Here is a 25,861-nt window from a genome sequence, read left to right on the forward strand (position 1 = left end):
AAACGTCCCTATCGTCTAGAGGCCTAGGACATCGCCCTTTCACGGCGGTAACCGGGGTTCGAATCCCCGTAGGGACGCCATCTATTTTTCTCTTCTTTATTTTTACTACCGAAAACATTTTAAAATTAAAACCTTGATTCGTATATTCATATCCCGAGCCTCTTAAAAAGCCGTCATAACTTGCGGATAATCACCAAACATAATTGCTAAAATTACTCATCTGCTCATCCTGAATAATCGTTTCCAAAGCTTGATTTTTAAAGTTTAGCCTTAAGTGCTGCGACACCCTTTTTTTATGGCAATTTGCATGCTAAGTTTCCCCCATTGCAATTAATGAACCTGCTCGTATGTTGAAAAAATTTTTCCTTGTTTTAATCATTCTCCTGCCCTCTGCTTTATATTTATATATCGTCAGCAGAGATGAAGCTCCAGCCAAGGATTCATCCATTACCCCGGCAGAAGCTCCAGCGCAAGAACAGTCTGAGAAATATCAAACACCCGACCACTAATATGTGGTCTTTTTAATTTAAAACCGTCCTCAACCCAGCCTTCATCATCGAAAAGTTTGGCTGATTTAACATTCACCTAACCCATAATTAAAATAATGCTTTCAGCCTATTTTTTATCTTACACAACCCTCCCCAACCTTCACAGTATTCATCTGCCGAGGAGCCGAAGTCATCGCTAAAAAGAGCAATGGCTGCACTTTATCTCATTAAGCCATCCCTAGAGGGTGGATTGATGCAAGTTGTATCGTGCTGAAAATAAATGTGCTTTTAAAGCGATAGATCAAGTCCCGTTTAAAAAACTGCTCTTTTTATTTTAGATTTGTCATTTTTTATGCAATTAATTCAATATTTTAAAAATAACACAATTACAGGTTTGACAGCTTTATTAAAAATCCATAATATACGCATCACCTCCTAACGACCCTATCGTCTAGAGGCCTAGGACATCGCCCTTTCACGGCGGTAACCGGGGTTCGAATCCCCGTAGGGTCGCCATATATCGTGCTATACGATCATTCAAGCTTCAACACCTATCATTATTACATTGCAGATTCGTAGTTTTTCACTACAATAGTTCGCTTCATTTTTCTTTTTCTTTTTCTCTTATGCAGTCATCTCATACTCCGAATGATGCTATGCATCAGGGCAATTCTGCGCCTTTAAAACGCGCTATGAGTACTCGACACCTGGTCATGATTTCGCTAGGCGGCGCAATCGGCACGGGGTTATTTTTAGGTTCGGGTGAAGTCATTGCACAAACGGGGCCTGTAGGTGCCATCATCTCCTATGTATTAGGCGGTTTAATCGCTTATGCAGTCATGCTTTGTCTGGGCGAACTTGCGGTGCACATGCCCGAATCAGGTTCTTTTGGTACCTATGCACGCAGATATATTGGTCCAGGTACCGGTTATATGATTACCTGGTTGTACTGGCTGACCTGGACTGCCACCCTGGGAACCGAATTTACCGCCGCAGCCTTGCTGATGCAGGAATGGTTTCCGCAAATTTCAGTCTGGATCTGGACCATCGTTTTTGCAGCCATTGTGTTTGGGCTCAATATGAGTTCAACCAAACTGTTTGCAGAATCTGAATTCTGGCTTTCCCTGGTCAAAGTCGTGACCGTGATTAGCTTTATTATTCTCGGCTTGTTGGCAATTTTTGGCGTGCTTTCGTTTCAGGGGAACACTTCTGCGCCTTTATTTAGCAACCTTACGGCTCAGGGCTGGTTTCCTCAAGGCTTATTTCCAATTTTCGCCACCATGCTGATTGTCAACTTCGCTTTCTCTGGCACCGAACTGATTGGCGTTGCCGCAGGTGAAACCCAGGACCCGGCTAAGAACGTACCCAAAGCGATTAATGCCGCAATCTGGCGACTGCTGATTTTCTTTGTCGGCACAATTGTGGTGATTAGCGCACTGTTGCCGCATCAGATGGCAGGCTTAGGTGCTGAAGGCGTCAGTAGCAGTCCGTTTGTCACAGTATTTACTTATATCGGTATTCCACACGCGGAAGATATCATCCGCTTTGTGATTATCACCGCGCTATTATCGGCAGCCAACTCGGGTTTATATGCCGCTTCCCGCATGATGTGGTCTTTATCTGACAAAAAACAGCTACCTGCCGTGTTCTCCAAAGTGAACCATCGTGGCATTCCTTTTGTGGCGATTATTGTCACCATGTTTGGTGCAATTCCGGGATTACTGTCAGAGCAGTTTGCACCGGAAACCATCTTCAAGAACCTGCTGGGTGTGGCTGCATTTACCATGGTGGTGGTCTGGATGAGCATTTGCTTAAGCCAGTTTAATTTCCGTCGCCAGTGGTATAAGGCCGGCCATAGCGTGGAAGAGCTGGGCTTTGCCGCACCGCTGTTCCCGATTGTACCGATTCTAGGTTTTGTGTTCTGTTTTATTACCTGTATCAGTATGGCAGCAGATCCGGAAATGCTGGCCGGCTTTATTGGCTGCCTGCTATTTATTGCGGGTTGTTATCTCAGTTATTATGTTTTCTATCGAAAGCAAAACTAACACAGAAAAGGAGTGGTCAAGTACCGCTCTTTTTTTTAAGCTCAATCAAGATAATCCCTTTGATAAAAGCTCTGACCATGTATGAAAATCATTTTTATTCACGGCATGAATCAACAAAATTATGATCAACCCTCATTAAAACAGCGTTGGCTATCTGCTTTTCAGACCGGTTTGCGTAATTCTCAGCAAAATATTGATCTTAATGCCCTGGAAATACGCTTCCCCTTTTATGGAGATTTGCTCAGCAAACATCATTTATATAACAACCTCGATCTGGAGACTTTTTTACCCAAGTCTATTCCGCATTTGCATCTTCCCTTTCATTTAAGGCATAACACTACCCTTGTCCCGGAACAGCATCCCTGTGCGAGTAGATTACCGAGTGTAAACGCCGAATGCGCCAAGTCATTCACACAGCGATTAGCCCTCATGAGCGCACTCACCAGAGATCATGCATTTAAGGAACTGGCACTATTTCTGAATCATTATCCCAAGCTGCATGAAACCTTTATCCATAAATTCCTGATTGAAACCTATTTATATTTATCTAACCCGGATTTCATGCATGAAGTCCATCACCGGATCATGTCTTATCTTCATCCCGAGCTAGATCATATTATGGTGGCGCATTCCCTCGGTTCGGTCATTACCTACAACCTGCTGCATCAATATCCGCATTTTAGAATACAGCGCTTTATTACCTTAGGCTCTCCCCTGGCTTTTAGAGTCATTCAGGAAAAACTCGTCACCCCTATTTCCAGACCACCCCAACTGCAGGGTGACTGGTTTAATTTTTATTCACCCGATGATTTTTTGACTGCTTTTCCTTTATCAGAAGCACCTTTCAATTTTCAGCCACCCATCATTAACCAGGCGATTACTACATCTTTTTATAATCCTCACAGTATTAGCGGTTACTTACAGCATCCAGCGGTGGTCAACAGCATCATTGGGGGTTTAAGCGCAGAAAAATAGTGATTTTCAAAACACATTTCATACATTTGTTTTATTTTTATTCAGTTGAGTCTATTTTTAAACATTATCCCAGAAAAAGGTTTGACAGGGTGTCCTATCCACCCTATTATACGCCCACCTCTGAAACGTCCCTATCGTCTAGAGGCCTAGGACATCGCCCTTTCACGGCGGTAACCGGGGTTCGAATCCCCGTAGGGACGCCAATACTTAGATGACCCTATCGTCTAGAGGCCTAGGACATCGCCCTTTCACGGCGGTAACCGGGGTTCGAATCCCCGTAGGGTCGCCATATTCGAGAGAGTAATATCTCAGCAAAAAGCCTGATCGTCATGAATCAGGCTTTTTTGTTTTTAAATGGATTGAATTTCAATATTGCTTGATCTTTGCTGTACATCTAAAGAAATTATAAAAATAGAGCAGACCTGCCTTTCAATGTACACGGAAAAAAAGAACGATGGTCTGCTGTTGCTGTGCAGTTTCAGTCTTACTGGTCTAAAGCCCAGTCATCCAGTTAAGCACTACGGCGTGAATTAATCTGCCCTTTAATCATTGCGGTAATATTGTTTTTGGCATATTTCAAAAATACTTTCAGCGGTGACAGTTTTGGATTTGGACGTTTACCACGCGCAATATCCTTAAACTGTGCGGCATACCAGATAATTTCCATAATTGCCATTTTATCGACCATCGGAATGCCGGTTTTAATTTTATTCACCGCATAACGAACGTCCTGTCCAGCGATCAGTCGATCGGTTAAATCGGTTTCCACCGCCAATGGACGGGCAATACCAATAAAATCACACGCGCCACTGTCGAGTGCTGCGTTCATCCCTTCTACAGTACGGAAGCCACCAGTCACCATTAAATGACACTGCACTTCCTTACGGATTTTCTCGGCAAAATCGAGGAAATAAGCTTCACGTGCAATGCTACTGGCTTTGCGCTTATCCTCTTTCGCGCCCGCCATAGCCGGAGCTTCATAGGTTCCGCCAGAAATCTCAATCAGATCGATTCCAGCAGCATCTATGGCTTTAAAGACCGCAACTACTTCATCTTCGGTAATGCCGCCACGCTGGAAATCAGCCGAGTTCAGTTTCACGGAAATGATAAATTGATCCGAGGTTGCCGCACGGACAGCCTTATAAATTTCCAGCAGGAAGCGCATCCGGTTTTCAATCGGACCACCCCATTGATCCTGACGTTTGTTGGTCAATGGCGATAAAAACTGGCTGATCAGATAACCATGCGCACCATGCAACTGTATGCCCTCAAAGCCAGCTTTTTCGCAGATTTGTGCAGAAATGGCAAAACGCTGGATAATATCGAGAATCTCATCTTCACGTAATTCACGTGGTGTGCCAAAGGTGGTTGCCAGTGCAGGAGAAAAAGGCACAGTCGAAGGTGCTACGGTTTCCCTATTTAGACCTTTAGGACACTGGCGGCCGGGATGGGACAATTGAACCAGTTGTACCATGTCATATTTCTTGCCGAGCGCTGCCCATTGCTGTAGCTTGGCCAAATCGCGTTCTGAATCAATCACCACCACGCCCGGTTCATTTTTGGCGCGGAAATCTACCATCACATTACCGGTAATGGCACAGCCCAAGCCACCTTTGGCCCAGGTTTCATAAAGATTAAAATGCAACTGGCTGGGCTGACCTGCATCATTTGCCAGAGCTTCACTCATTGCGGCTTTGATAATTCTATTTTTAAAGGTGGTATGTCGAATGATGGTTGCTTCAGCAAGATGGCTCATCTCTCAATCCTGACTTATTTGTATTTATATAGAGTGAAAACTCTAACCTGAATATACAATTCGTCAATAGGCTATTTGACAATATGACTTGTCAGTAACTTCAAATATACTGACTGGCCTCAATCAGCTGCCGGGTATATTCAGTTTTCGGATTTAAAAACAACTGTTCAGTGTCTTGAAATTCCATGACCTGCGCCCGACGTAACACCAGCACTTTCTGACACAGGGCTTTAACCACTTGCAGGTCATGGCTGATAAACAGATAACTGATCTGATGTTCCTGCTGCAAACGTCTGAGTAATTTCACTATGGCGCGCTGCGTGGTACGGTCCAGCGCCGAGGTCGGTTCATCCAGTATCAGCAGTTTAGGACTCAACACCAAAGCGCGTGCCAAGGCGACACGCTGACGTTGCCCACCTGACAACTCATGTGGATAACGGATTCTAAAGCTGATGGGCAATTCCACTTTTTCCAGGGCCTCATCAATCCGCTCTGATATTTCAGTCGATGAGAGTTTTTTTAAGCCCAATCCCTCACCAATGGTTTGCTCCACATTCAAACGTGGATTTAAACTGCTAAACGGGTCTTGAAACACAATCTGAAATTCAGCGCGTAAAGGCCGTAACTGTTTTTCATTGCACCGATTTAAATCTGTGCCAAGCAGCACAATTTCACCGTCACTTTTAATCAAGCGGCTAATGGCCAAAGCCAGTGAACTTTTACCTGAACCACTTTCCCCGACAATGCCAATCGATTCACCTTGGGCTAACTGTAAGTCCAAAGGCTCGACCGCAATAAAGTAGTCTTTGACCCAGTTGAGTAATCCCTGCTTGATCGGGAACTTCACCGCAACCTGCTTTAAGGTCAATAAATTTTCAGCTTCTGGAATATGCAGCGCTTCACCAAAATCATGATTCAGCAAATCACGAGTATAGGCCTGTTTCGGATGTTGAAATATTTCCGCTACGCTGCCCTGTTCTTCTACTACACCTTTGTTCATTACAATGACCTGATCGGCATAGCGACGTACCAGATTAAGATCATGGCTGATCAGAATCATCGCCATATTTCGGCTTTGCTGCAAAGATTTAAGCAGTTTTAAAATCTGTGCTTGCAAGGTAACATCCAGTGCTGTGGTCGGCTCATCGGCAATCAGAATGTCCGGATCTAAGGCCAGTGCCATGGCAATCATCACGCGCTGCCGCTGTCCGCCAGAAAGCTCATGCGGATAACGGCGCAATTTCTCTTCAGGGTCGGGAATGCCGACATCTTTTAATAATTCAATAATTCGTGCTTTGGCCTTTTGTTTGGACCAGCCTTGCAGCAATAAGGTTTCACCAATAATTTTTTCCACCCTGTGCAAGGGATTTAAAGCCGTCATCGGTTCCTGAAAAATCATGGCAATTTTCTGGCCACGAATTTGTCGTAACTGTTCAGTTTTCAGTGCCAGTAGATTTTGCTGTCCCAATAAGGCCTGACCTTGAATCTTCAAAGTACTGGGTAACAGTCCGAGTAAAGCCAAACTGCTAATCGACTTACCCGAACCACTTTCACCGACCAGTGCAACGGTTTCACCGGCATGCAACTGAAAATTCAGGTCAGCTACCAGCACATGCTCTGCTTGCCGGATATTTAAATGCTGCACGCTTAACAAGGCTTGCGGATTATTGGCGTCTTGGATCGAATGCATCACGTGTCGCCTCCCCAATATAAATCAGTAAAGATAGGACAATGGCCAGAGTAAAGAAGCCGGATAGTGCCAGCCATGGTGAATTCAGGTTGGATTTACCCTGCAACAACAGCTCGCCTAAAGAGGCTGCATCCGGTGGTAAACCGTAGCCTAAAAAGTCCAATGCCGTCAGTGCAGTGATGTTGGCTGTGAGCATAAAAGGGAGCTGTGACAGGCTGGAACTCATGGCATTGGGCAAGATGTGGCGCAGCATAATGGTTCGGTCTGTGACGCCCAGACTACGTGCGGCACGGACGTAGTCCAGATGACGCGCCTTTAAAAATTCCACACGTACCAGACCGACCAAAGTGGTCCAGCCAAATAACAGCATGATCAGAAACAGCCAGTAGACGTTTGGAGTAAACATGCTGACCAGAATCATCACCATGAATAGCATCGGCAAACCACCCCATACCTCCAGGATACGCTGTCCCAATAAATCGACCCAGCCACCGTAATAGCCCTGAATCGCACCTACAGCAATACCTAAAAGCGCTGATGCAATTGTGAGTGCAAAACCAAATAGCAGTGAAACCCTCAAACCATATAGAATACGGGCCAATACATCACGTCCCTGATCATCGGTACCTAACCAGTTTTGCGAGGTCGGTGCAGATGGCACCGGTACTGCCAGTTCCAAATTGGGTGTTTGATAGGAATATTGAATCAGTGGCCAGATCGCCCAGCCTTTTTCATCAATCAATTGCTGCACGACCGGGTCTTTATAATCAGCTTCAGTTTCAAACACCCCGCCAAAAGTCGTTTCCGGATAAGACTTGAACACCGGCACATACAGTGAATGTTTATAGCTTACCAACAGCGGTTTATCGTTGGCGATCAGTTCAGAAGCCAGCGACAACACAAAAATCACGGCAAAAAGGATTAAGCAGCCAAAACCGAGTTTATTTTCCTGAAAGCGTTTCAGGCGTGCTTGCATTAACGGGGACATTATTCAGCACCTCGCGAATCAAAATTAATCCGCGGGTCAATCACCTGATACAGCACATCACTGATTAATCGCAGAATCAGACCCAGCAAGGTAAATAAGAACAGGGTTCCGAAAATAACCGGATAATCACGCTGCTGGATGGCTTCAAAGCCCAGCAGCCCCAAACCATCCAGATTGAAGATAATTTCAATAAACAGGTTGCCAACAAAGAAAATCCCGATCAGCGCTTCAGGCAAACCGGCAATCACTATCAGCATGGCATTACGAAAAACATGACCATAGAGTACCCGTGATTCTGTCAGGCCTTTAGAGCGCGCTGCCAGTACATACTGCTTGTTTAATTCTTCCATAAAGGAATATTTGGTCAAATAGGTCAGCCCGGCAAAGCCGCCAATCACCATCGCCATTAAAGGCAAGGTCATATGCCAGAAATAGTCTTTGATTTTGCCCAGCCAGCTTAGGCTGTGAAAATTTTCCGACACCAGGCCTTGCAGCGGGAACCACTGAAAATAGGAACCACCCGCAAAGAACACAATCAGTAACACTGCAAATACAAAAGCTGGAACGGCATAACCAATCGCCAGTAACAACGAGGTAGATTTATCAAACAGCATGCCATGCTGCCGGGCTTTTTTAATACCCAAAGGAATAGATACCAGATAAATCAGCAAAGTGCTCCATAATCCCAGAGACAAGGACACCGGCATTTTTTCCCACAACAATTGCGTCACCGGCTTGTCTTTAAAAAAACTGCTGCCAAAATCGAAGCTGGCATAACTTTTCAGCATGTCCCAGAAGCGGATGTGCGCAGGCTGATCAAAGCCGTATTGGGCTTTAATCTTTTCCACCATTTCTGCACTTAAACCTTTTGCTCCCTGATAATTATTTTTTGCAGCAGCAGTTTCGCCACCCGTTGCACCCAAGCCCTGAAAAGCTTCTGCCTGTTGAATGGCTTGCTCAACCGGTCCACCCGGCGCAATCTGGATCACCACAAAGTTAATCAACAAAATGAAAAACAGCGTTGGAATAATCAGCAGCAGTCTTTTTAATATATATATGCCCATCGAAACAGTGTTCCCTGTGCCTGCGTTATGACTTATTGTTTATTTTTGACCTAAATACCGGGTCACTTTTTGCGCTTGCCCGGCATCACTCCACCAGTAGTCAATGCCCGATGACAACTTCGGTTTCACTTTCGGTTGATGATACATGTTCCAGTAAGCAAACCAGTTTTCACCCTTGCCATAGGTCGGAATTTGATAATAACCGGCACGCAATAAACGATCCAGCACCCGGGTTTTCAGCACCAGTTGCTCACGACTCGGTGCATGAATAACCTGCTGTACAATCGCATCAATCACAGGATTTTTAATACCGGCATAGTTGTAGTTTCCCGGCTGATCTGCCGATGCACTGCCCCAGAACTGTGCCTGCTCATTGCCCGGATTGAGCGACTGCGGCATCACGTTGGTGGTCATGTCAAAATCCTTGGTCCGCATGCGCTCGATATACTGCGGCACATCGACATGGCGGATCGCCACTTCCACACCCAAACGTTTCATATTGCGAATAAAAGGCATCAGGGTACGCTGCAAACCATCCTGATGGATTAAAAATTCAATCCGGATCGGCTTGCCTTGGGTATCCAGCAAACGGCCATTTTTAAAGGTATAGCCGGCTTTGATGAGCAACTGGCGTGCAGTCAGCAGATTATTGCGATTAAATCCGCTGGCATCCGACACCGGATATTTCCAATTTTGCAGCACTCCCTGCCGCTGAATCGGATTCAGTCGGGCTAGATAGGGTTTTAAAATGGCCAGCTCTGCAGGACTGGGCGTGCCTTTGGCTTCCAATTCACTGTTGGCAAAATAGCTTTGTAAGCGTCGATACTGTCCGTAAAACAGCGCCTTGTTTTGCCATTCAAAATCATAAGCATAGGTGATGGCTTGGCGAAACCGGATGTCTTGAAAAGGCGCACGACGGGTATTAAAGACAAAACTTTGTGTTGGAATCGGGTTCTGGTGCTGGAACCGGTATTTCACCACCATGCCTGCTTGGACGGCGGGAAAATGATATTCAGTCACCCATTTACGTGCGGTAAATTCTTCATGCAGGGTATATTGGCCCGACTTAAAGCCTTCAAAGGCAATATCCAGATTGCGGTAATAGACATATTTCAGGCGATCAAAGTTATATCGTCCTTTATTAACCGCTAAGTCTTTACCCCAATAGTTTGGATTGCGTTTATAGCTAATACTGCGTCCTGCATCTATGCGATCAATCAAGTATGGACCTGATCCCAAAATCGGTTGCATGGTGACCCGAGTGAAATCCTTCTTCTGCCAATCGCGTTTTGAATAAATTGGCATTTGCGCCAGAATCAGCGGCATCTCTGCATTATTGGCAGACTTAAAACTCATCTTGACTGCATATTTAGACAATACTTCGGTTTTATCCAGATCGGCCAGATACATTTGCAGTCCCGGATTGGACTTGGTTTGATACGTATCAAAAGTGAATTTGATGTCTTCGGCAGTCACTGCACTGCCATCGCTAAAACGTGCTTTGGGATTGAGATGGAAAATGACAAATTGGGTCTGCTTGGGATCATAAGTCACTTTCTCCGCTAGCAAAGGATACATCACCCCCGGCTCGTCTAGTGAATTCGACATCAGCGAATCAAACAGGTATTCCACCCCATCGGTTGAGCTGCCTTTGCCATTCATACTGTTTAAATTGTCAAAAGTCCCATTACTGGCAGTACTTAAATAGCCACCTTTAGGCGCCTGAGCATTGGCATATGGCATAAACGACAAGCCAGCATATTTTGGCTGGCTATGAATGGCAATATAGGGCGTGGTCTGCACGGCAGCCCATAGCCCTTGTGTCAAAAGACTAAGCCCCCATGCAAAACCCCAATATTTCGCCCTGGCAAATGACATCTAAACTGACTCCCTGTCTTTGCATTTATTATAAGTTTGGAACTTTAATCACATCACCAATTCGCAATTGTTTATTGGGTTGCATATCATTCATTTCTGCAAGTTTCGAACTTTCCAGACCATAACGGCTGGCCAGCCCAATCAGGGTGTCACCACGTTTGACTTTATATTCAACCACAGTTTTAGGAATAACAATCTGCTGACCCACACGTAAACCGGCACGGACATTCAAATCATTCATCGCCGCCAATTCAGCAACCGATACCCCTGTCCGGTTGGCAATGGCATTTAAAGACTCGCCCGCTTTCACGGTATACGCATCGGTATTTTTAGATGATTTCACTGCTTTTGCGATAGGCTCATCCACTTTAGCATCCAGTTTTGGCAGATCCCCGTCAATTTTTAAACGTTGCCCAATACGGACAGTAGAATTGCGGGTTAAGCCATTCAATGCAGCTAAATAATCCAGCTGTAAATGATATTTTTTCGCAATATTGCTTAATGTCTCGCCAGATTTAACCACATGGCTATCACTCTTTTCAAAGCTGACTTTTTCAATTTTCGCTTCTACTTTGTTAGATGCTGCGACAGGTTCTTCACCCGTCAGTTTCAAACGCTGTCCTACACGTAAACCCGTATTGCGGTTAATGCCGTTGATATTGGCAAGATAATCCATGCCTAAATTGTATTTGGCAGAAATGGCCGACAGGCTATCCCCGGATTGCACGGTATAACTCTCCGGCACATTTGAACTTACAGGAATCTTCAGGGTTTGACCTACCCGGACGCCACTGTTGTTGGATAATTTATTCAGCTGTGCCAGTTCAGTTAAGGCAATTTTCGATTTGGCTGCAATGCTCGACAGGGTATCGCCACGTTGCACCTGATAATTTTCCGTTTTATAGGATGGCTCAATGACTACCGGATCTATTTTAACCGGACTCACTTTTTCTTCCGGCTTGCTGTTTACTTCATGCAGTGGCACATTAATTTTTTGTCCTACCATTAAGCTGCTGCCTGCAGTTAATCCGCTGGTTAAATCGGCCAACTCCTGATTAGATAAGGCATATCGATCTGCAATCAGTTTGAGATATTCACCACGTTTGACCACATAAGATTTGGTCTTCACTTTAGCAGCGGGTTTTGAATTATTGTTCTTAGTTTCAACAATATCGGAATGACTTTGAGCAGTTTCTTTTAACGATAATTTTTGCCCCACACGCAAACCACTGCTGACCGATAAATTGTTGAAATCTGCCAGCTGCTTCACCGACAAGCCAAACTGGCTAGCCACTCCAGTCAGACTATCATTGGCCTGAACTACATAGGTTTCAGGCTGTGCTTTAGACTTAGTTGATGAAGAGGTTTCGGTATTTTTTTCACTATTTTGTGGTTTGGCATCATATAAATAAATACTGGTTCCCACGTACAACGGCGAGTTTGGATCAATCTGGTTCCATTTGGCTACATCACGCCAGTTCAGGCCATTTTTCATGGCAATGACGGCTAAAGTATCGCCCTGTTGAACGGTATAGGTACTGCGTTTTCCTTTTGGCGCAACCACTACAATTTCAGTATCTGTCTTAACGTAATTTTTACCCTGGTTACGTTTAGCTTCATCTGAATCAGGCTTGGTACTTTCCGCCACACCTTTTGGATAAGCAAAACCTTTGGTTAACTCCTTACCTTGCTGTTCAGCTACCGACAAACTGGTTTGAATGGCCGTTAACTTAATTTTGCCGTCAAACGGATCGACAATTTCGGTGCCTTGCGGTGCAATCGCTTTAATTTCTGCTACGACTTTTTCCTGTTCAGCTTTACTGGCTACCGGTTGCAGTACCTGTTCTAGCGTTTTATTTTCACCTTCCGCTTTCACTGCCGCCATAATCTGCTCGCGCTCAGCAGCAGACAATGGAGGTTCTACCGTCACAGGCTTGACATTCGCCACCTGACTCACCGCAACAGGAATACGTGGTGCACTTGGAATATCGCTATTTGCAGCAAAAGATGCCAAGGCATCAGAGCCTTGAGGCGTAGCCATACGTTTGCTACTTGAAGGCTTTGTTACTGCCACAGGATTTGCCGCATTCACTGGGGTAACAGTGGCTGGCTGCGAAGTTTTAGGCGTGTTTGTAGCTAATACCGGTGGTGCTGTTTTGGCCGGATTAATCACTTGCGTATTTAACTCAGGCGGATTGCTTCTTTCCAGAGTAAAAGGTTTTGCCGTGCTTGCCCATAGCGCACCTGAACTCGGTGAGAGTTTCTTGAGCCTTGCATCAATAGCAGGGCTTAAATCCGCAGGAATAATGATCTTCATCGGGCTTTGCTCATCAACCCAGTCCCCACGATGTCCTGGATTTAACTGGTACAGCTCGGCACGGCTTAAACCGGTAATGGAGGCGACTTCATTTAAGTTTACCGGCCCGACCGATACCTCCCTAAAGTGAGGACGGTTGGCAATCGGCGGTAAAGACACCCCATAGGCCCCCGGATTTTTAATAATTTGCGCTACGGCCAGGAAGCGTGGCACATAGTTCATGGTTTCCTGAGGCAGTTTCAGTGACCAGTAATCTGTAGGCAAGCCAGCCGCCTTATTGCGGTTAATCGCCTGCTGGATCCGTCCCGGACCTGCGTTATACGCTGCCAAAGCCAGTTCCCATGAACCAAACTGGTTATATAAGCCGCCCAGAAACTCATAAGCTGCACGGGTCGATTCCACCACATCACGACGGCCATCATACAGGCTGGTCTGTCTTAAACCATAAATCCGTCCGGTACTTGGGATAAATTGCCACATCCCGGCAGCGGCTGCACTACTGGTCGCTGCAGGGTCATAGGAACTTTCAATAATCGGCAATAAAGCCAGTTCTGTTGGTAAACCACGGCGTTCCGCTTCTTTCACCGTATGATAAAGATAACGTGAAGCACGGGCACTTAAACGGTCCAGATAAGGTTGTCGGGAAATGAACCAGCCGCGCTGTGCTTCAATACGGGAGTCCCAATGGCTCTGATCCATCTTGAAACCGACGGTCATACGCTTCCAGACATCACCATGTTTCAAGATCAGCAGGCGATCGCCTTCTACTGCGCTCATGTCTGTTGCAGACAATAAATCTTCCAATGAATCCAAGCTGTCGGCATCCAGGTATCCGGATGAACCCACCATTTTCGATTTTGAGCCATGTGTCACACTTTGGCTTGAAGAACAGCCTGACAGTCCCAATGCAGCTAAAGCTGAACCCAGTACTGTTATTTTTAAAAAATTGGGTAATGTAGGCTGCCACAAAATCGCGGTTGGTTTATACATAAAAAAATCCAAACAACTCGTATAAAATTTATTTTTTAGATCTGCCATTGTAGTGAAGCATGAGGGAGACACAAGGGATTAATTTAGCGCGATTTCACTATAAATGTTACAAGAATTTAAAAAATAACCGTGTAATACACTTTTAAAGTGAAATTGCGTTATACAATATGCCAATCACTTGGTTTATTTGACTCTCATTTTAGCGTTCGGATTTGGTTTATATGACTCAAACAATCACTCTCTATGTCGATGGCGCGTGTCGCGGCAATCCTGGTTTAGGCGGTTGGGGTGCATATATCATTACAGAATCGGAAAAGCATAAACTGTGTGGCGGAGAAGCGGAAACCACCAATAACCGCATGGAACTCACCGCGGCAATTGAAGGTATTCAGTTTTGTCCACACGATGCCAAACTGATCATCTGGACCGATTCCAAATATGTTAAACAAGGCATTACCGAATGGATTCATGGCTGGAAAAAGAAAAACTGGAAAGATGTCAAAAATCCGGACCTGTGGAAATTACTGGATGCGACTTGTCAGGGTCGTGACATTGAATGGAACTGGATCAAAGGTCATGCCGGACATCCGGGTAATGAGATGGCCGATCAACTGGCCAATCGGGGCGCCGATCAAACCTTAAAAGCCATGAAAAATCTATTATCATCTGCCGAAACTGTTTTAGAACAAGCCGACATGCTGGATAAAAAAAAAGCTGAAAAAGACTGGTTGTTAGATGACCCCTTTGGTTTCGACCTGATGGAAGCCGAGCTGCAAGATGACAATGAAATTTTAGACAATGAGTCTTTAGTAAATGAGCCTTCAGAAAGTGAAGTCTTAGAAAGCACATTGTTAGAAAACACAGAACAAGAAACCGATCAGGCAAATAGTATGCAGGAACAAAGTGAAGATCTGGACACGATTGTACCTAACATTACGACTGCTTCGGATAAACCCCTGCACCCGCATATCATGATTACGCCACGAAGCAAAGAAGTTCATGGTCCTCGCCAGCTAATTCTGGATACCGAAACCACCGGTTTCTATTTTCAGGACACGGACCGGATTATTGAGGTGGGCGCGATTGAAATGGTCAACCGCAAACTGACTGGCAGTTCGATTCATATTTATATCAACCCGCAAAAACCGGTGGGTGAATCTGAAAATATTCACGGTATTTCAGATGAGTTTCTGAAAGACAAACCGCTTTATGCAGAAATTGCCGATGTGCTGTTTGACTACCTAAAAGGTGCAGAAATTATTGCGCATAATGCCACCTTCGATATGAACTTCCTCGATATGGAGTTCAAACGTGCAGGCTTTGTGACCTTATCGGAAGTCTGTGAAGTGACCGATACCTTGGCCATGGCCAAGAACAAGCACCCGGGACAAAAGAACTCTCTCGATGCTTTGGTGCGCCGTTATGAAATTCCGCAGCGTGACCGTACTTTCCACGGTGCCTTACTCGATGCCGAAATTCTGGCTGATGTCTACCTAGCCATGACCGGCGGTCAGGTGTCTTTCGATATGGATACCCTGACCGAAGCCGAGCAACAACAGAGTCAAGCAGCCCGCTCCACTGTACAAATAGAGCTGCCTGTGATTTTACCTTCAGCCGAAGAATTAGCAGAACATGAGAATTGGGTCAAACAATTTGAAGAAAAACATGGAACAGCTTGTCTTTTTGCAAAATAAAATCTACATTTCTAGTGGTTTTTTGTATTTAAACGTTTAACAGTTACGTTATAGTTAAACGTAAAGAAGTTTGGCCTTGAACGGGCTACTCATAAACAGATAAAACACTAGGAAAGGTGCAGATCCATGTCTTCTTACCAAACCTCTATTCATTTTGACCCGACTGCATTGCTGATAATAAAAAATGAGGTTGATAACTCCATTAAATTAGTTGAATCAGCGGTGAGTTCTTTGGCAGAAGACCACACTTTACCCTTTGGTATTGACGATGCACTAAATCAGTTTGAACAATGTGCCCAGGTGCTTGCGCTCATTGATATGCAAAGTCTGGCTAAAATTGCCCAGTACTCAGCAGAGTTAATGCGCAAGATTATGCAGAATCCTGCGCAAATTAATACTCAGGAAGTGGTGGCCCTAAGTGAAGGCACCACCATGTTGAAACGTTACATCGAATTTATTTGCTTACGCGAAGTTAAAATTCCACAATTCCTGCTCGAAACCCTGAATCGTCTGGAAATTGTGCTGGGTAAACCGATTAGCCATGAAGGTCAGTATATCGAGCCATTACTGGACTGTATTACTCCTGATTTTAAGCTGCCTCAAGCACCAAGTCTGGAAAAGTCACAATATGTACATCGCCTGTACAAACTGTCTTTAAACAAGCTGCTGAAACAGGAAGAAACTGAATTTGACCTGCAGGCGATCAAACTGGTCGGTGCCTATTTGGCAGGTCTGGCAGAAAATACGCCAAGCAAACAATACTGGAATCTGGTGCATGTGGCATTTAATCAGGTGAACCATTTATTGATCAATGATGCACGTTTACGCACCCTGATCGGTATTGAACGCAATATGGCACAATATTTTAGTGCTCCAGATCGCTTCAAGCCAAGTCTGTCTGATCTAGCCAACATCTTAAGCTTGTGTATTAGTCAGGAAGATGAGACGGCTCAACATATCCGTAGCCAGCTAAACATTGGTGAAGATCATTTGACCGATACCCAATTGCAGGTATTTAGCCGCCATCTTTATGGTCCTGATTTTGATACCATGCATACCATTAGTGAACTTGTGACCACAGAAATGGCGCAAATTCGTAATGATATCGAATTCAACTATCAAAACATGACCGCTGAGAAAACGCAGCAACTGCAAGCTCAATTACTCAATCTTGCCAATATCTTTAAAGTATTGAACCTAAATGAAGCATATAACGATTTATCGCGTCAGGCTGCATCACTTAGCCAAGGTGATATCTTAAAAGATGAAAATTTTGCACAGCAGTTGATGAATTGCATTTTGTCAGCAATGAACTCGATTGGAGTCCTTGAACGCCATTACACCTCAAGCCGTTTACAACTTCGTGTAAATAATATGAACATTTCTTTAGACCGTTTAGATGAAGCACATGAGGCTTTACTGAACGAAACTAGAGCCGTGATTGAGCTTTCCAGCCAAATCTTGATGCAGTACCTGCAAGATCAAAATCTGGCTGCGCTTGAGAATATTCCAACCCAATTGCGTGAAATTGGTGGTGCCCTGCTGTTCTTAAATGCCGAATCAGGTCGAACTTCATTGAATACAGCTGCGACCTTTATTCAACAGCAAATTGAAAATTCTGCAACGATCACTGCTGAACAAATCAACCACACCCTCGATACTTTAGCCAGTGCCGACATGCTGATCGACAATTTAAAATCGAAACAGCCTGTCCTCCAGTCCATGTTTGATGTAGCATTGCAAAGTAGCGAAAAACTGAAAACTGTTGCCTAATGTCTGAATTGTCACTTGCTTATATCTTCCATCAACATCAACTTCTAGTCGATGAAAACTTTCAACTCCCTCGGGTAGAACGTTTAGCAAGTGACCTTCACTTCAACACGGGTGATCAGGTGATTGCCCGTGACCTTCTCGAAAATGAGCCTATTCCAGCAGGCTTGCAACTGGTTCCTATCCGTCAATTGTTAACCTTGTGGGATACCCAACAGTTTGAAGCCGCCAGTCGTGCCATCCAGCTGTTAGAATGGCGCCGCAACCACAAGTTCTGTAGTCATTGTGGACATCCAACTGAAGCCCATGCGACTGAATATGCCATGGTTTGCCCAGCATGTGGTTATCATCAATATCCGCGGGTACAGCCCTGCGTCATCACCATCATTACCCGTGGTCAAGATGAAATTTTGCTGGCTAAAAATGCCAACAACAAAAGTAATATGTACGGTCTGATTGCCGGTTTTGTTGAGGTAGGAGAAACGCTGGAAGAAGCTGTACGCCGTGAAACTTTTGAGGAAGTGGGATTAAAAGTAAAAAATATTCAGTATCTTGCCAGCCAGCCCTGGCCTTTCCCGAGTAACTTGATGCTCGCCTTCCGTGCTGAATATGCTTCTGGAGAAATCAAGCTGCAAGAAGAAGAAATTAGCGACGCGCAATTCTTTAAAATGGATCAACTGCCTGAAATTCCATTTAAAGGCAGTATTGCCTACGCTATGATTAAACATATTACCGAAGGTCATCCCGTAGCAGATGATACCCGTGAATGGCTATAAACTAGGGTTTTAAAGCTTCATCCAGAACCGCCAAAATTTGTTTCTTGGTCTGGAAATAGCGACTGAACAAACTGGAAACAGAACCCATAATGGACACATGTCCAGTACCCGGGATGGTAATCATCTGGCTATGATTACCCTTTTCCTGCAGAATACGATGTAGATCTTCGGAATTATTATGACCGACCACCTGATCATTTGCCGCTAAAAACAGGTAATGTCGCACGGTATTGGTTTCAACAAAATAATAAGGCATCACCTGTTGATAAGGTACGCTTTGATCAAAGGCATCTGCACAGATCGGATCATCTTTATAATCAAAATGATAAGGGCCAGACAAACCAATAATGGCTCGAATCTGGCTGCGGCATTGCAAAGGGTAAGGTGTCGGATGATAGAGTGCCGACATGACATTAAATGCACCGGCTGAATGGCCCATCAATACCAGTTTTTCCGTCTGAATATTGTATCTGGACTGATGCTGAGTCAAATAGTTTAATGCCAGGCTCAGATCATCAATATAACTGGGAAATACATGCTCGGGAGCAAGATGATAATTGATCACCGCAACATCATAGCCTTCTCTGGCGAAAGCCTCTCCCACAAAGCGGTAATCTTTTTTATCTCCATGCAGCCATGCCCCACCATGCACAAATACAATTAAAGCACGCTGTTCACGCGGTACTTCGCTGGTAAAAATATCCAGGCGTTGCCGGGCTTTCAAGCCATAAGCAATGTTTTCAATTACCGTATAGCCTTTACGCGGGGTTAAACGGTTTAAGGCATAGCTACCAAAATCGTAAAGGCGAAAATCCTTGTACAGGATTTGCACTTTTTCGACTTTTTGCTGGATTTCCTTTCTAACTGTTTGTACAACCTTATTGAGCATAGGTGGGCTCTGCTTGATCCGGATCAATAGCCACTGGTGTCTGTTCGACAGGCTGTGCATTCACGACAGGACTACTAAAACTTGAAGTCCTTATAGCAGACTGTTCCACATTGTCAATCAGAGTAATAATTTTGGTGACATTGCCGACTTGTTGCAGCACCTGATTCAGATCATTAATTTCCGCAGTATTTAAACGCCCCATCACATATAAAACACCATCTTCGGTGTGAATGCGCACTTTGCTATCAGACACTACCACGGCTTTCATAATCAGACCACGTGTATTCGCAGTTACCGTGGTATCTTGCATAATAGTGCTATAACCAATCTGGTTACCCACAGCAATGTAATTATGTACGGTTTTTACATCACTCATGGCACGGACATTATCTTCAGCCAACTGTTTTAAGTGTGCATCCGGCACTTGACCGGTTAACAATACATTGCCATGAAAACTTTCAATATTGACACGAGATTGTTTAAAGCGACTGTCTAATTTATATAAATTGATTTTAGCGGTACGTTCTATAGAGGAATCGATAAACACCTGTCCAAGAGAACGGGCGCCACTTTCTGTACCTACCGGGGCCGATCCTGTGCCACTCGAGATAAAACTTGCACAACCAGATAAACTTGCTACACACAGTAACGTCATTGCAATACGGTTAAACACTCAGCAAGACTCCTCATTATTCAGTTCTATTTTATGTCAGCATTTACGCTATGATTTTGTTCAAAGATTAATAAACTCTTCATCAAAAGTAAAAGCATTTTCAATCCATTGTTGATCATAAGTGAATTTAGAAAAATCTTGCTGTATGGTTTTTGCAAATTGTTGAAGAAAATCAAAACAAATCACATCAAAACGACAATAAAAGGTTTGCAATTCCGGATGGGCATGTAAAAAGCACAGCGCCGATTTCATAATTTTGCGCCGTTTGGAAAAAGAAATGCTTTCGAAGGACTGGGCATACTGGGTGACTGAACGTGCTTTGACTTCGACAAAAACCAGTTCCTGAGCCTGCTGTACAATCAGGTCAATTTCCCCGTAACGGCAATGATAATTTGCCACAATCAGCTGGAAGCCTTGAGCCTGCAATAATATTAAAGTCTGCTGTTCAGCCCATTGCCCCAAGTTTAAATGTGCCGCAAGCTTTGTCATAACAATGCCCGGATTCCCTTTTTAGTATTTTCGAAGCAATGTGGAATGCGCTGGATTTGATTGTTATTGACTTGAACTAGTCCGGTACGTCCCTGAAACTGCATACTTTTTAAATTGGGTTCAGCCAAATACTGGCTCGCAATATGCCAGGCATCGCCACCAAAAGCGATCAGGCGCTGATAGGCTATGGGAATGGCATTTGCTTGAACAGCCTGGATGACATCTGGCCATTCCGAGCCATATAAGGCCGGAGCATCACAAAATTTTACCCCTACCGGCAATGTCTGACCTTGTTCAACGGCATTTGCTAAAATATAAATGTTTTTATGCGGCAACTGGGGCAGCTTATTCAGCCAGGCATTATTCCCCAATAATAATAAACCAGTATGCTTATTTAACTTTTTGGGTGCTTCTTCGATTAAATTCAGGCGGTAATTTGTTTGAGTGAGTAAAGAAATCAGAAACAGTTCATTATCAATTTCAGCATCTTTTTGCTGCAACACATAAAGCTCTTTGATTTTGTCATTCTGCAATACCTGATTCAGTGCCACCGCATCATCCTGCTTGGACAAACTAAATTGTTCAACGTTGGCAAACTGCGATGATGCATCATTTAAGGCCAGAACTCGAACCTTCGGCTTTGCCTTGATTAAAGCTTCCACATCCTGACGGGCTAAAGGTCCGATCACCATCTGGGTTTTTTTATTGACATTTTGTTTAAGCAACTGCGCAATCGGTTTTTTGTCCGAGTTTACAAATTTAATGGGGGTTTCCAGCTCTGATGCCTGATAAGCATTCATAAAACCCTGTTTGACACTTAATCCGGCTCGCGCCAAAGGTCCCGATTCGGGTAAAATGACCAGCACTTCAGCTTGAGCGTGATTGAAAATGCAATACAGGATGAAGCCAATTAATTTTTTATTATTATTCAACATTGGAGAAACCTTATGAGTGCTCAGTTATTTGTTGTAGCGACCCCAATTGGGCACTTAGATGACATTACTTATCGTGCTATTGATATTCTAAAGTCTGTAAGTATCATCGCAGCAGAAGATACGCGTACTTCCGCTCAATTATTAAAGCACTTTAATATATCAACTCCACTGACTGCCTGTCACGAACATAATGAAAGCAATAAAATTAACATCTTGATCCAGCGCTTGCTGAATGGCGAAAATATGGCACTGATCAGTGATGCAGGTACGCCGCTGATTAGCGATCCGGGGTTTAAACTGGTTCGTGCAGCACAAGAACATAATATTCGCGTTATTCCTGTTCCCGGTGCCTGTGCAGCCATTGCAGCACTCAGTTCTGTCGGTTTACCGAGTGACCGCTTCAGTTTCGAAGGTTTCCTACCTTCACGCCAGTCACAACGTCTGAGCCAGCTGGAAAAACTGAAAGATGAAACCCAGACCCTGATTTTTTACGAAGCACCACATCGTATTTTAGAGTCGGTCAAAGATATGGCCCAGGTATTTGGTGCCAATCGTCCTGTGGGTTTTGCCCGTGAAATTACCAAAACCTTTGAAACCATCAAAAAGATGACTTTGGCAGAACTGGTTCAGTTTATTGAAGCTGACCACAACCAGCAAAAAGGTGAAATTGTGCTGGTCATTGGCGGTGCAACTGAAGAAAAGGATCTGGAACAGGAAAAACTGGACCAGCTATTGACCCGTTTATTACAGGATTTATCCGTAAAAGCGGCTTCACAATTGGCCGCAGATTTAACCGGAATAAAAAAGAAAGTGGCGTATCAACGCGCTTTAGAACTTAGCAATAAGGTCTGAGCAACTGTCAGTTGAAAAGCAAAAAGCATCACGAAAAGTGATGCTTTTTATTCTGTAGCCAAACCCGACAAAAGAATCAATTAATCTTTTGCTGACTCGTCTGCAGGCACTTCAGTAATACGACCGCCACGCGCAAGGAAAGCAGCCACCTCGTCTTCCAGTGCTTGACGCTGTTTCAGTTTAGCAGTCACTGTCAGTGTTTCAGCTTCAGCCAAATCACCATCAGTTGCAACTGAATCACTGTCAGATGCACCTTTTTCAGCAGCTTTTGCTTCATCTTCATCTACTGCAGTATCTTCTACATCATCGTAGTCATTCATATCTGTCATCTTTCTTTCTCCCCAAAAATGACGTCTATCACTTCAATTTGAATTGATTGCGAACTAGGAAGAAATTTAGCAATCTCTGTAGGTTTCGCATAGAGTCAATTTAAAAAAAATCGTATCTTTTTTAACCAAAAAAGTAACCTTGTATAAATATTTGTACAAAAAACAGTTTTTCAGCCTTAAACCGCATATTGTGTATCTTTTAAGATCTGCAATCCGTTGGCTTGAGCCATGAAGGCATCTTTTAATGCCGCATGTTGCTCCACTTGTTTTAAGCCAAAATTTCGTGCCCAAACCACGGGAAACAGTTGGGTCGTTTCCATCCATCCAATTGCAGACATGCTGTGCATCATGGCATCGTTTTGACCTTTACGGCGGTGTTCATAGCGCTGTAAGCTTTGTTCATGCGCCCATACTCCACGTTTCAAATCATGCAACAGTACATCGCATAAAATGGCTGCGTCCAGACAGCCAATATTGACCCCTTGACCGGCCAGCGGATGAATCACATGTGCGGCATCTCCAATCAAGGCTAAACCGGCTTTGACATACTGCTGTGCGGCACGTGCTTTAAGCGGAAACTGTGCTCGTGGTGTTGCCTCTAAAACCTCACCCAGCATGTGATGACTTTCACGCGTGAGCAACGCAGTAAAATCGGCATCATTTAAAGCGGCATATTCTGCTGCATAATCATCTGGTAATGTCCAGACAATGGATTGCCAATAGCCTTGCTGTTCCGGCTTTAAACTGGCCATCGGTAAAAAGGCCAATGGGCCAGTTTCCAGAAAAATCTGACGAGCCACATGTTGATGCGGCTGGGCAGTTCGAATGGCACAGCTCAAACCGGCCTGTTTATAATCCAGAATATCGAGATCAATAAAGGCCTGTTCACGAACAAAGGAATTTGCACCATCCGCGCCAATCAGCAGTCTGGTTTTTAATTGGGTGCCGTCTGCCAGATGAATCTGCCAGATTCCCGCTACGCCCTGCTCTATAGCTGTGACCTTAACCTGAGTACGATAATCCTGAAGCTGCTCCAGCATTTTTTCTTGAATGGCCAAGTTCAACAAACTTGGCTCGACCATTGAACCCAAAGCTTGCTCAACCGATGGCATTTGCTCTGCTGCATGCCCAAAGTTAATTTCACCATAGCCATTTTTATTCCACACTTGCATGCCTGTGTATGGCTGTTGGCGTGCCAGCCTATCCCAAACACCGGCCGTTTTCAGTAAATGAATGGTCGCCTGGCTGAGTGCCAACACACGCGGGTTGGCAACACTTTTGGTTTTCTCTGCATCCAGAATGGGGGCTGCATCCAGTACCGTGGCCTGCACACCACCTTGAGCTAACAGCAATGCAGTCAGACCACCAACCAGACCACCACCTATAATGACCACATTTAAAACATCAGATTGAACTTGACTCATGCTTTTAACCCCATTGCATAATTGGCAACCAGAGGTTTAATCCCTGGAATGGTATCAAAAGCGACCAAGCCGGTATTACGAATGAATTTTAGAACAGGGTTGTTATTGCTAAAACCACGCACCACCGAATCACAGAACTTGATCACACGTTGCTGATCGGTCAGACGGGATTTTTCATAGTCTTGCAGCATGGCTGCATCACCTAAGTCGGCTTGCTTTGCGACTTGTTCTATTAAATAACGGAGCAAAACATAAGCATCACGCATACACAGGTTAAAGCCCTGACCGGCTACCGGGTGGATGGTATGGGCTGCATTGCCCATCAGTACCACACGTCCAACAGCCTGTTTTTCTGCCAAAACTTGCGACAAAGGGTAACTAAAACGCTTAGCAGTTTTCTGGAATTTACCCGCACGGTCACCATAGGTTTGCTGTAAAGCATTAAGGAAGTGCTGGTCATTTTCATCGCCCAGCCATTCGCCTTCTGTACCTTTTTGCACCGGCCAAACCACTGAACGACGGTATTCACCCGGTAATGGTAACAGCGCTAAAGGTCCAAGCGGGCTAAAACGTTCAAAGCCGACATGGTTATGCGGTTTTGAAGTTTGTACAGTCGTAACAATAGCCACTTGATCATAGTCATGTACCGATGCACCAATGCCTAAGGCTTTACGGCAGAATGAATCACGGCCATCCGCAGCTATGACCAGCCTGGATTGTAAAGCTAAGGTTTCTTCGCCACGTTGCGCTGCGATATAAGCAAAGTCAGCATCTTGGGTCAGTGAGGTCACTTGTACGCCATCAATCAGTTCAATCAATGGCTGTTTGCGTACTTCTGTTAGCAGTACACGGCCGAGCCAGGCATTCTCAATCACTTGACCAAAACTTTCGACTTTTTCCTGTTCTGCTTTTAAACGTGCCTTGCCAAAGCTGCCCTGTTCGGTAATATGCACTTCCAGAATTGGCGTGGCATGTTCCTGCAAGGCATTCCATAAGCCCAGTTCCTGATAAATTTGTACGCTACGGCGTGACAAGGCACTGTTACGTGCATCAAAGCTCGAATGATAGGGAGCAAGATCGGCATCATCATAATTGGGGTACTTAATTGCTTCGAGCAGCTTCACTGCAATATTTGCCTTAGCCAACATCAAGGCTAAACTTAGCCCGACCATACCACCGCCTACGATGATTACTTCTTGCTGCATGTTTTGATCCTTTTATGTCGTATCTATCAGGTTGAGATACTTATAATCTTGATTGATTTTATATTACCTCAAAGAAATTTATTTTTATAATGAATTAGCGCTGCACTTTTAGATGATATCCAATTATGAATGGATTTCAGCCAGGCTAAGCCGATTATCTAGCTGTCTTGGCTCCATAAAAAGTGTTTAGTGCTTACGCTGTAAACATCATAAGGGTATTGCTTAAATCTCAACCATGAAAAAATATGTGGAAGCAATCGGTTTCAAGTCTATATGGATGTGAAATTCCTCACAGGAAAACCATCAGCTTGTAATGTAGAAGCAAAAACGGAGCTTAAGCTCCGTTTTTACAGACTCAAATGAAATTCTCATAACACAATGATTTGACATACTCCCACCACTTTCGACTAGCTCAAGTGGGGGATTCTAAAAGCAAAGGCTCTTAGGCGACTTCCTCACGGATTTCGCTTGCTTTCTGCTTCGCAGGGCGACCTTTACTGCGTCTTCCCTCCACAGACAAAACGGTATGTCCTACCGCTAAGATGTTACGAGATGCGTTAATATCCGCATTCGCAACATATCCACACGAAACGCACTCAAATTTAGCTTGAGTGGGTCTATTTTCTTTTGCAAT

21 protein-coding genes and 4 tRNA genes are annotated in these 25,861 nt (G+C 44.4%); 11 read left to right on the forward strand and 14 right to left on the reverse strand.

Features of this window, described 5'->3' with window-relative positions; translation table 11 throughout:
- Positions 1-4: 4 nt before the first annotated feature.
- From FTU91_RS06055 to FTU91_RS06085, 7 genes are all read left to right on the forward strand, one after another.
- Positions 5-80 (forward strand) — tRNA-Glu (locus FTU91_RS06055).
- A gap of 267 nt (positions 81-347) precedes the next feature.
- The gene (locus FTU91_RS06060; RefSeq protein WP_180042728.1) at positions 348-509 is read left to right on the forward strand and encodes a hypothetical protein; all 162 of its coding nucleotides are present in this window, start codon (positions 348-350) and stop codon (positions 507-509) included.
- A 419-nt stretch (positions 510-928) separates the two neighbouring features.
- Positions 929-1,004 (forward strand) — tRNA-Glu (locus FTU91_RS06065).
- Positions 1,005-1,114: 110 nt separating this feature from the next.
- A complete protein-coding gene (locus FTU91_RS06070; RefSeq protein ID WP_092819914.1) occupies positions 1,115-2,533 on the forward strand; it encodes an amino acid permease in 1,419 nt (472 codons plus the stop codon).
- Between the two features lie 81 nt (positions 2,534-2,614).
- Positions 2,615-3,508, forward strand: a complete 894-nt coding sequence (locus tag FTU91_RS06075) for a hypothetical protein (protein WP_180042729.1) — start codon at positions 2,615-2,617, stop codon at positions 3,506-3,508.
- Positions 3,509-3,635: 127 nt separating this feature from the next.
- Positions 3,636-3,711, forward strand: a tRNA-Glu gene (locus FTU91_RS06080).
- 10 nt (positions 3,712-3,721) lie between these two features.
- Positions 3,722-3,797: transfer RNA gene (locus FTU91_RS06085), tRNA-Glu, on the forward strand.
- A gap of 222 nt (positions 3,798-4,019) precedes the next feature.
- Here FTU91_RS06085 and FTU91_RS06090 read toward each other — a convergent pair.
- From FTU91_RS06090 to FTU91_RS06115, 6 genes are all read right to left on the reverse strand, one after another.
- Positions 4,020-5,264, reverse strand: a complete 1,245-nt coding sequence (locus FTU91_RS06090; RefSeq protein ID WP_086194952.1) for an NADH:flavin oxidoreductase/NADH oxidase family protein — start codon at positions 5,262-5,264, stop codon at positions 4,020-4,022.
- A gap of 100 nt (positions 5,265-5,364) precedes the next feature.
- Positions 5,365-6,954 (reverse strand): ABC transporter ATP-binding protein, encoded by a 1,590-nt coding sequence (locus FTU91_RS06095; protein ID WP_086194951.1) that lies wholly within the window; start codon positions 6,952-6,954, stop codon positions 5,365-5,367.
- Entirely contained in the window at positions 6,929-7,942 is a 1,014-nt protein-coding gene (locus FTU91_RS06100) for an ABC transporter permease (RefSeq protein ID WP_180081396.1), read from the reverse strand. Before FTU91_RS06100 ends, FTU91_RS06095 begins: the two co-directional genes overlap by 26 nt.
- Positions 7,942-9,006: a microcin C ABC transporter permease YejB gene (locus FTU91_RS06105; RefSeq protein ID WP_086194949.1), complete on the reverse strand. Its 1,065-nt coding sequence runs from the start codon at positions 9,004-9,006 to the stop codon at positions 7,942-7,944. The genes FTU91_RS06100 and FTU91_RS06105 overlap by 1 nt, the downstream gene beginning before the upstream one ends.
- 39 nt (positions 9,007-9,045) lie before the next feature.
- Positions 9,046-10,884, reverse strand: coding sequence for an extracellular solute-binding protein (locus tag FTU91_RS06110; protein WP_180081398.1), 1,839 nt, complete (start codon positions 10,882-10,884; stop codon positions 9,046-9,048).
- Positions 10,885-10,912: 28 nt separating this feature from the next.
- Positions 10,913-14,191 carry a LysM peptidoglycan-binding domain-containing protein gene (locus FTU91_RS06115; protein ID WP_180042734.1) on the reverse strand — a complete coding sequence of 1,093 codons (3,279 nt, stop codon included), beginning with the start codon at positions 14,189-14,191 and terminating at the stop codon, positions 10,913-10,915.
- A gap of 221 nt (positions 14,192-14,412) precedes the next feature.
- On the opposite strand from FTU91_RS06115, the gene dnaQ reads away from it, so the two are divergent.
- From dnaQ to nudC, 3 genes are all read left to right on the forward strand, one after another.
- The gene (gene dnaQ / locus FTU91_RS06120) at positions 14,413-15,885 is read left to right on the forward strand and encodes a DNA polymerase III subunit epsilon (protein ID WP_180081400.1); all 1,473 of its coding nucleotides are present in this window, start codon (positions 14,413-14,415) and stop codon (positions 15,883-15,885) included.
- Positions 15,886-16,011: 126 nt separating this feature from the next.
- The gene (locus FTU91_RS06125) at positions 16,012-17,658 is read left to right on the forward strand and encodes a chemotaxis protein (RefSeq protein WP_180042736.1); all 1,647 of its coding nucleotides are present in this window, start codon (positions 16,012-16,014) and stop codon (positions 17,656-17,658) included.
- Complete coding sequence (gene nudC / locus FTU91_RS06130) at positions 17,658-18,431, forward strand: NAD(+) diphosphatase (protein WP_180042737.1); 774 nt, start codon at positions 17,658-17,660, stop codon at positions 18,429-18,431. Before FTU91_RS06125 ends, nudC begins: the two co-directional genes overlap by 1 nt.
- A gap of 1 nt (position 18,432) precedes the next feature.
- Here the strand turns inward: nudC and FTU91_RS06135 are convergent, their stop codons facing one another.
- From FTU91_RS06135 to FTU91_RS06150, 4 genes are read right to left on the reverse strand one after another with little or no spacing between them, the layout of a single operon-like run.
- Positions 18,433-19,320: an alpha/beta hydrolase gene (locus FTU91_RS06135; RefSeq protein ID WP_086194943.1), complete on the reverse strand. Its 888-nt coding sequence runs from the start codon at positions 19,318-19,320 to the stop codon at positions 18,433-18,435.
- Entirely contained in the window at positions 19,310-19,993 is a 684-nt protein-coding gene (locus tag FTU91_RS06140; RefSeq protein WP_166170967.1) for a BON domain-containing protein, read from the reverse strand. Before FTU91_RS06140 ends, FTU91_RS06135 begins: the two co-directional genes overlap by 11 nt.
- A 60-nt stretch (positions 19,994-20,053) precedes the next feature.
- Positions 20,054-20,482, reverse strand: coding sequence for a YraN family protein (locus FTU91_RS06145; RefSeq protein ID WP_086194941.1), 429 nt, complete (start codon positions 20,480-20,482; stop codon positions 20,054-20,056).
- On the reverse strand, positions 20,479-21,417 hold the full coding sequence (locus tag FTU91_RS06150) for a penicillin-binding protein activator (protein WP_180042738.1): 939 nt from the start codon (positions 21,415-21,417) through the stop codon (positions 20,479-20,481). Before FTU91_RS06150 ends, FTU91_RS06145 begins: the two co-directional genes overlap by 4 nt.
- A gap of 12 nt (positions 21,418-21,429) precedes the next feature.
- Here FTU91_RS06150 and rsmI point away from each other — a divergent pair, with 12 nt between their 5' ends.
- A complete protein-coding gene (rsmI, locus tag FTU91_RS06155) occupies positions 21,430-22,269 on the forward strand; it encodes a 16S rRNA (cytidine(1402)-2'-O)-methyltransferase (RefSeq protein WP_086194939.1) in 840 nt (279 codons plus the stop codon).
- A gap of 80 nt (positions 22,270-22,349) precedes the next feature.
- Here rsmI and FTU91_RS06160 read toward each other — a convergent pair whose 3' ends face one another.
- The 4 genes from FTU91_RS06160 to FTU91_RS06175 all read right to left on the reverse strand — a co-directional run.
- The gene (locus tag FTU91_RS06160) at positions 22,350-22,598 is read right to left on the reverse strand and encodes a hypothetical protein (RefSeq protein ID WP_180042739.1); all 249 of its coding nucleotides are present in this window, start codon (positions 22,596-22,598) and stop codon (positions 22,350-22,352) included.
- A 176-nt stretch (positions 22,599-22,774) separates the two neighbouring features.
- Positions 22,775-24,022 (reverse strand): FAD-dependent monooxygenase, encoded by a 1,248-nt coding sequence (locus FTU91_RS06165; protein ID WP_086194937.1) that lies wholly within the window; start codon positions 24,020-24,022, stop codon positions 22,775-22,777.
- Complete coding sequence (ubiH, locus tag FTU91_RS06170; protein WP_086194936.1) at positions 24,019-25,227, reverse strand: 2-octaprenyl-6-methoxyphenyl hydroxylase; 1,209 nt, start codon at positions 25,225-25,227, stop codon at positions 24,019-24,021. Before ubiH ends, FTU91_RS06165 begins: the two co-directional genes overlap by 4 nt.
- A 442-nt stretch (positions 25,228-25,669) precedes the next feature.
- A partial coding sequence (locus FTU91_RS06175) for a zinc ribbon domain-containing protein (RefSeq protein WP_180081402.1) occupies positions 25,670-25,861 on the reverse strand: 192 nt, incomplete at its 5' end.

It is taken from the genome of Acinetobacter sp. YH12201 (assembly GCF_013418145.1).
GTDB lineage: Bacteria > Pseudomonadota > Gammaproteobacteria > Pseudomonadales > Moraxellaceae > Acinetobacter.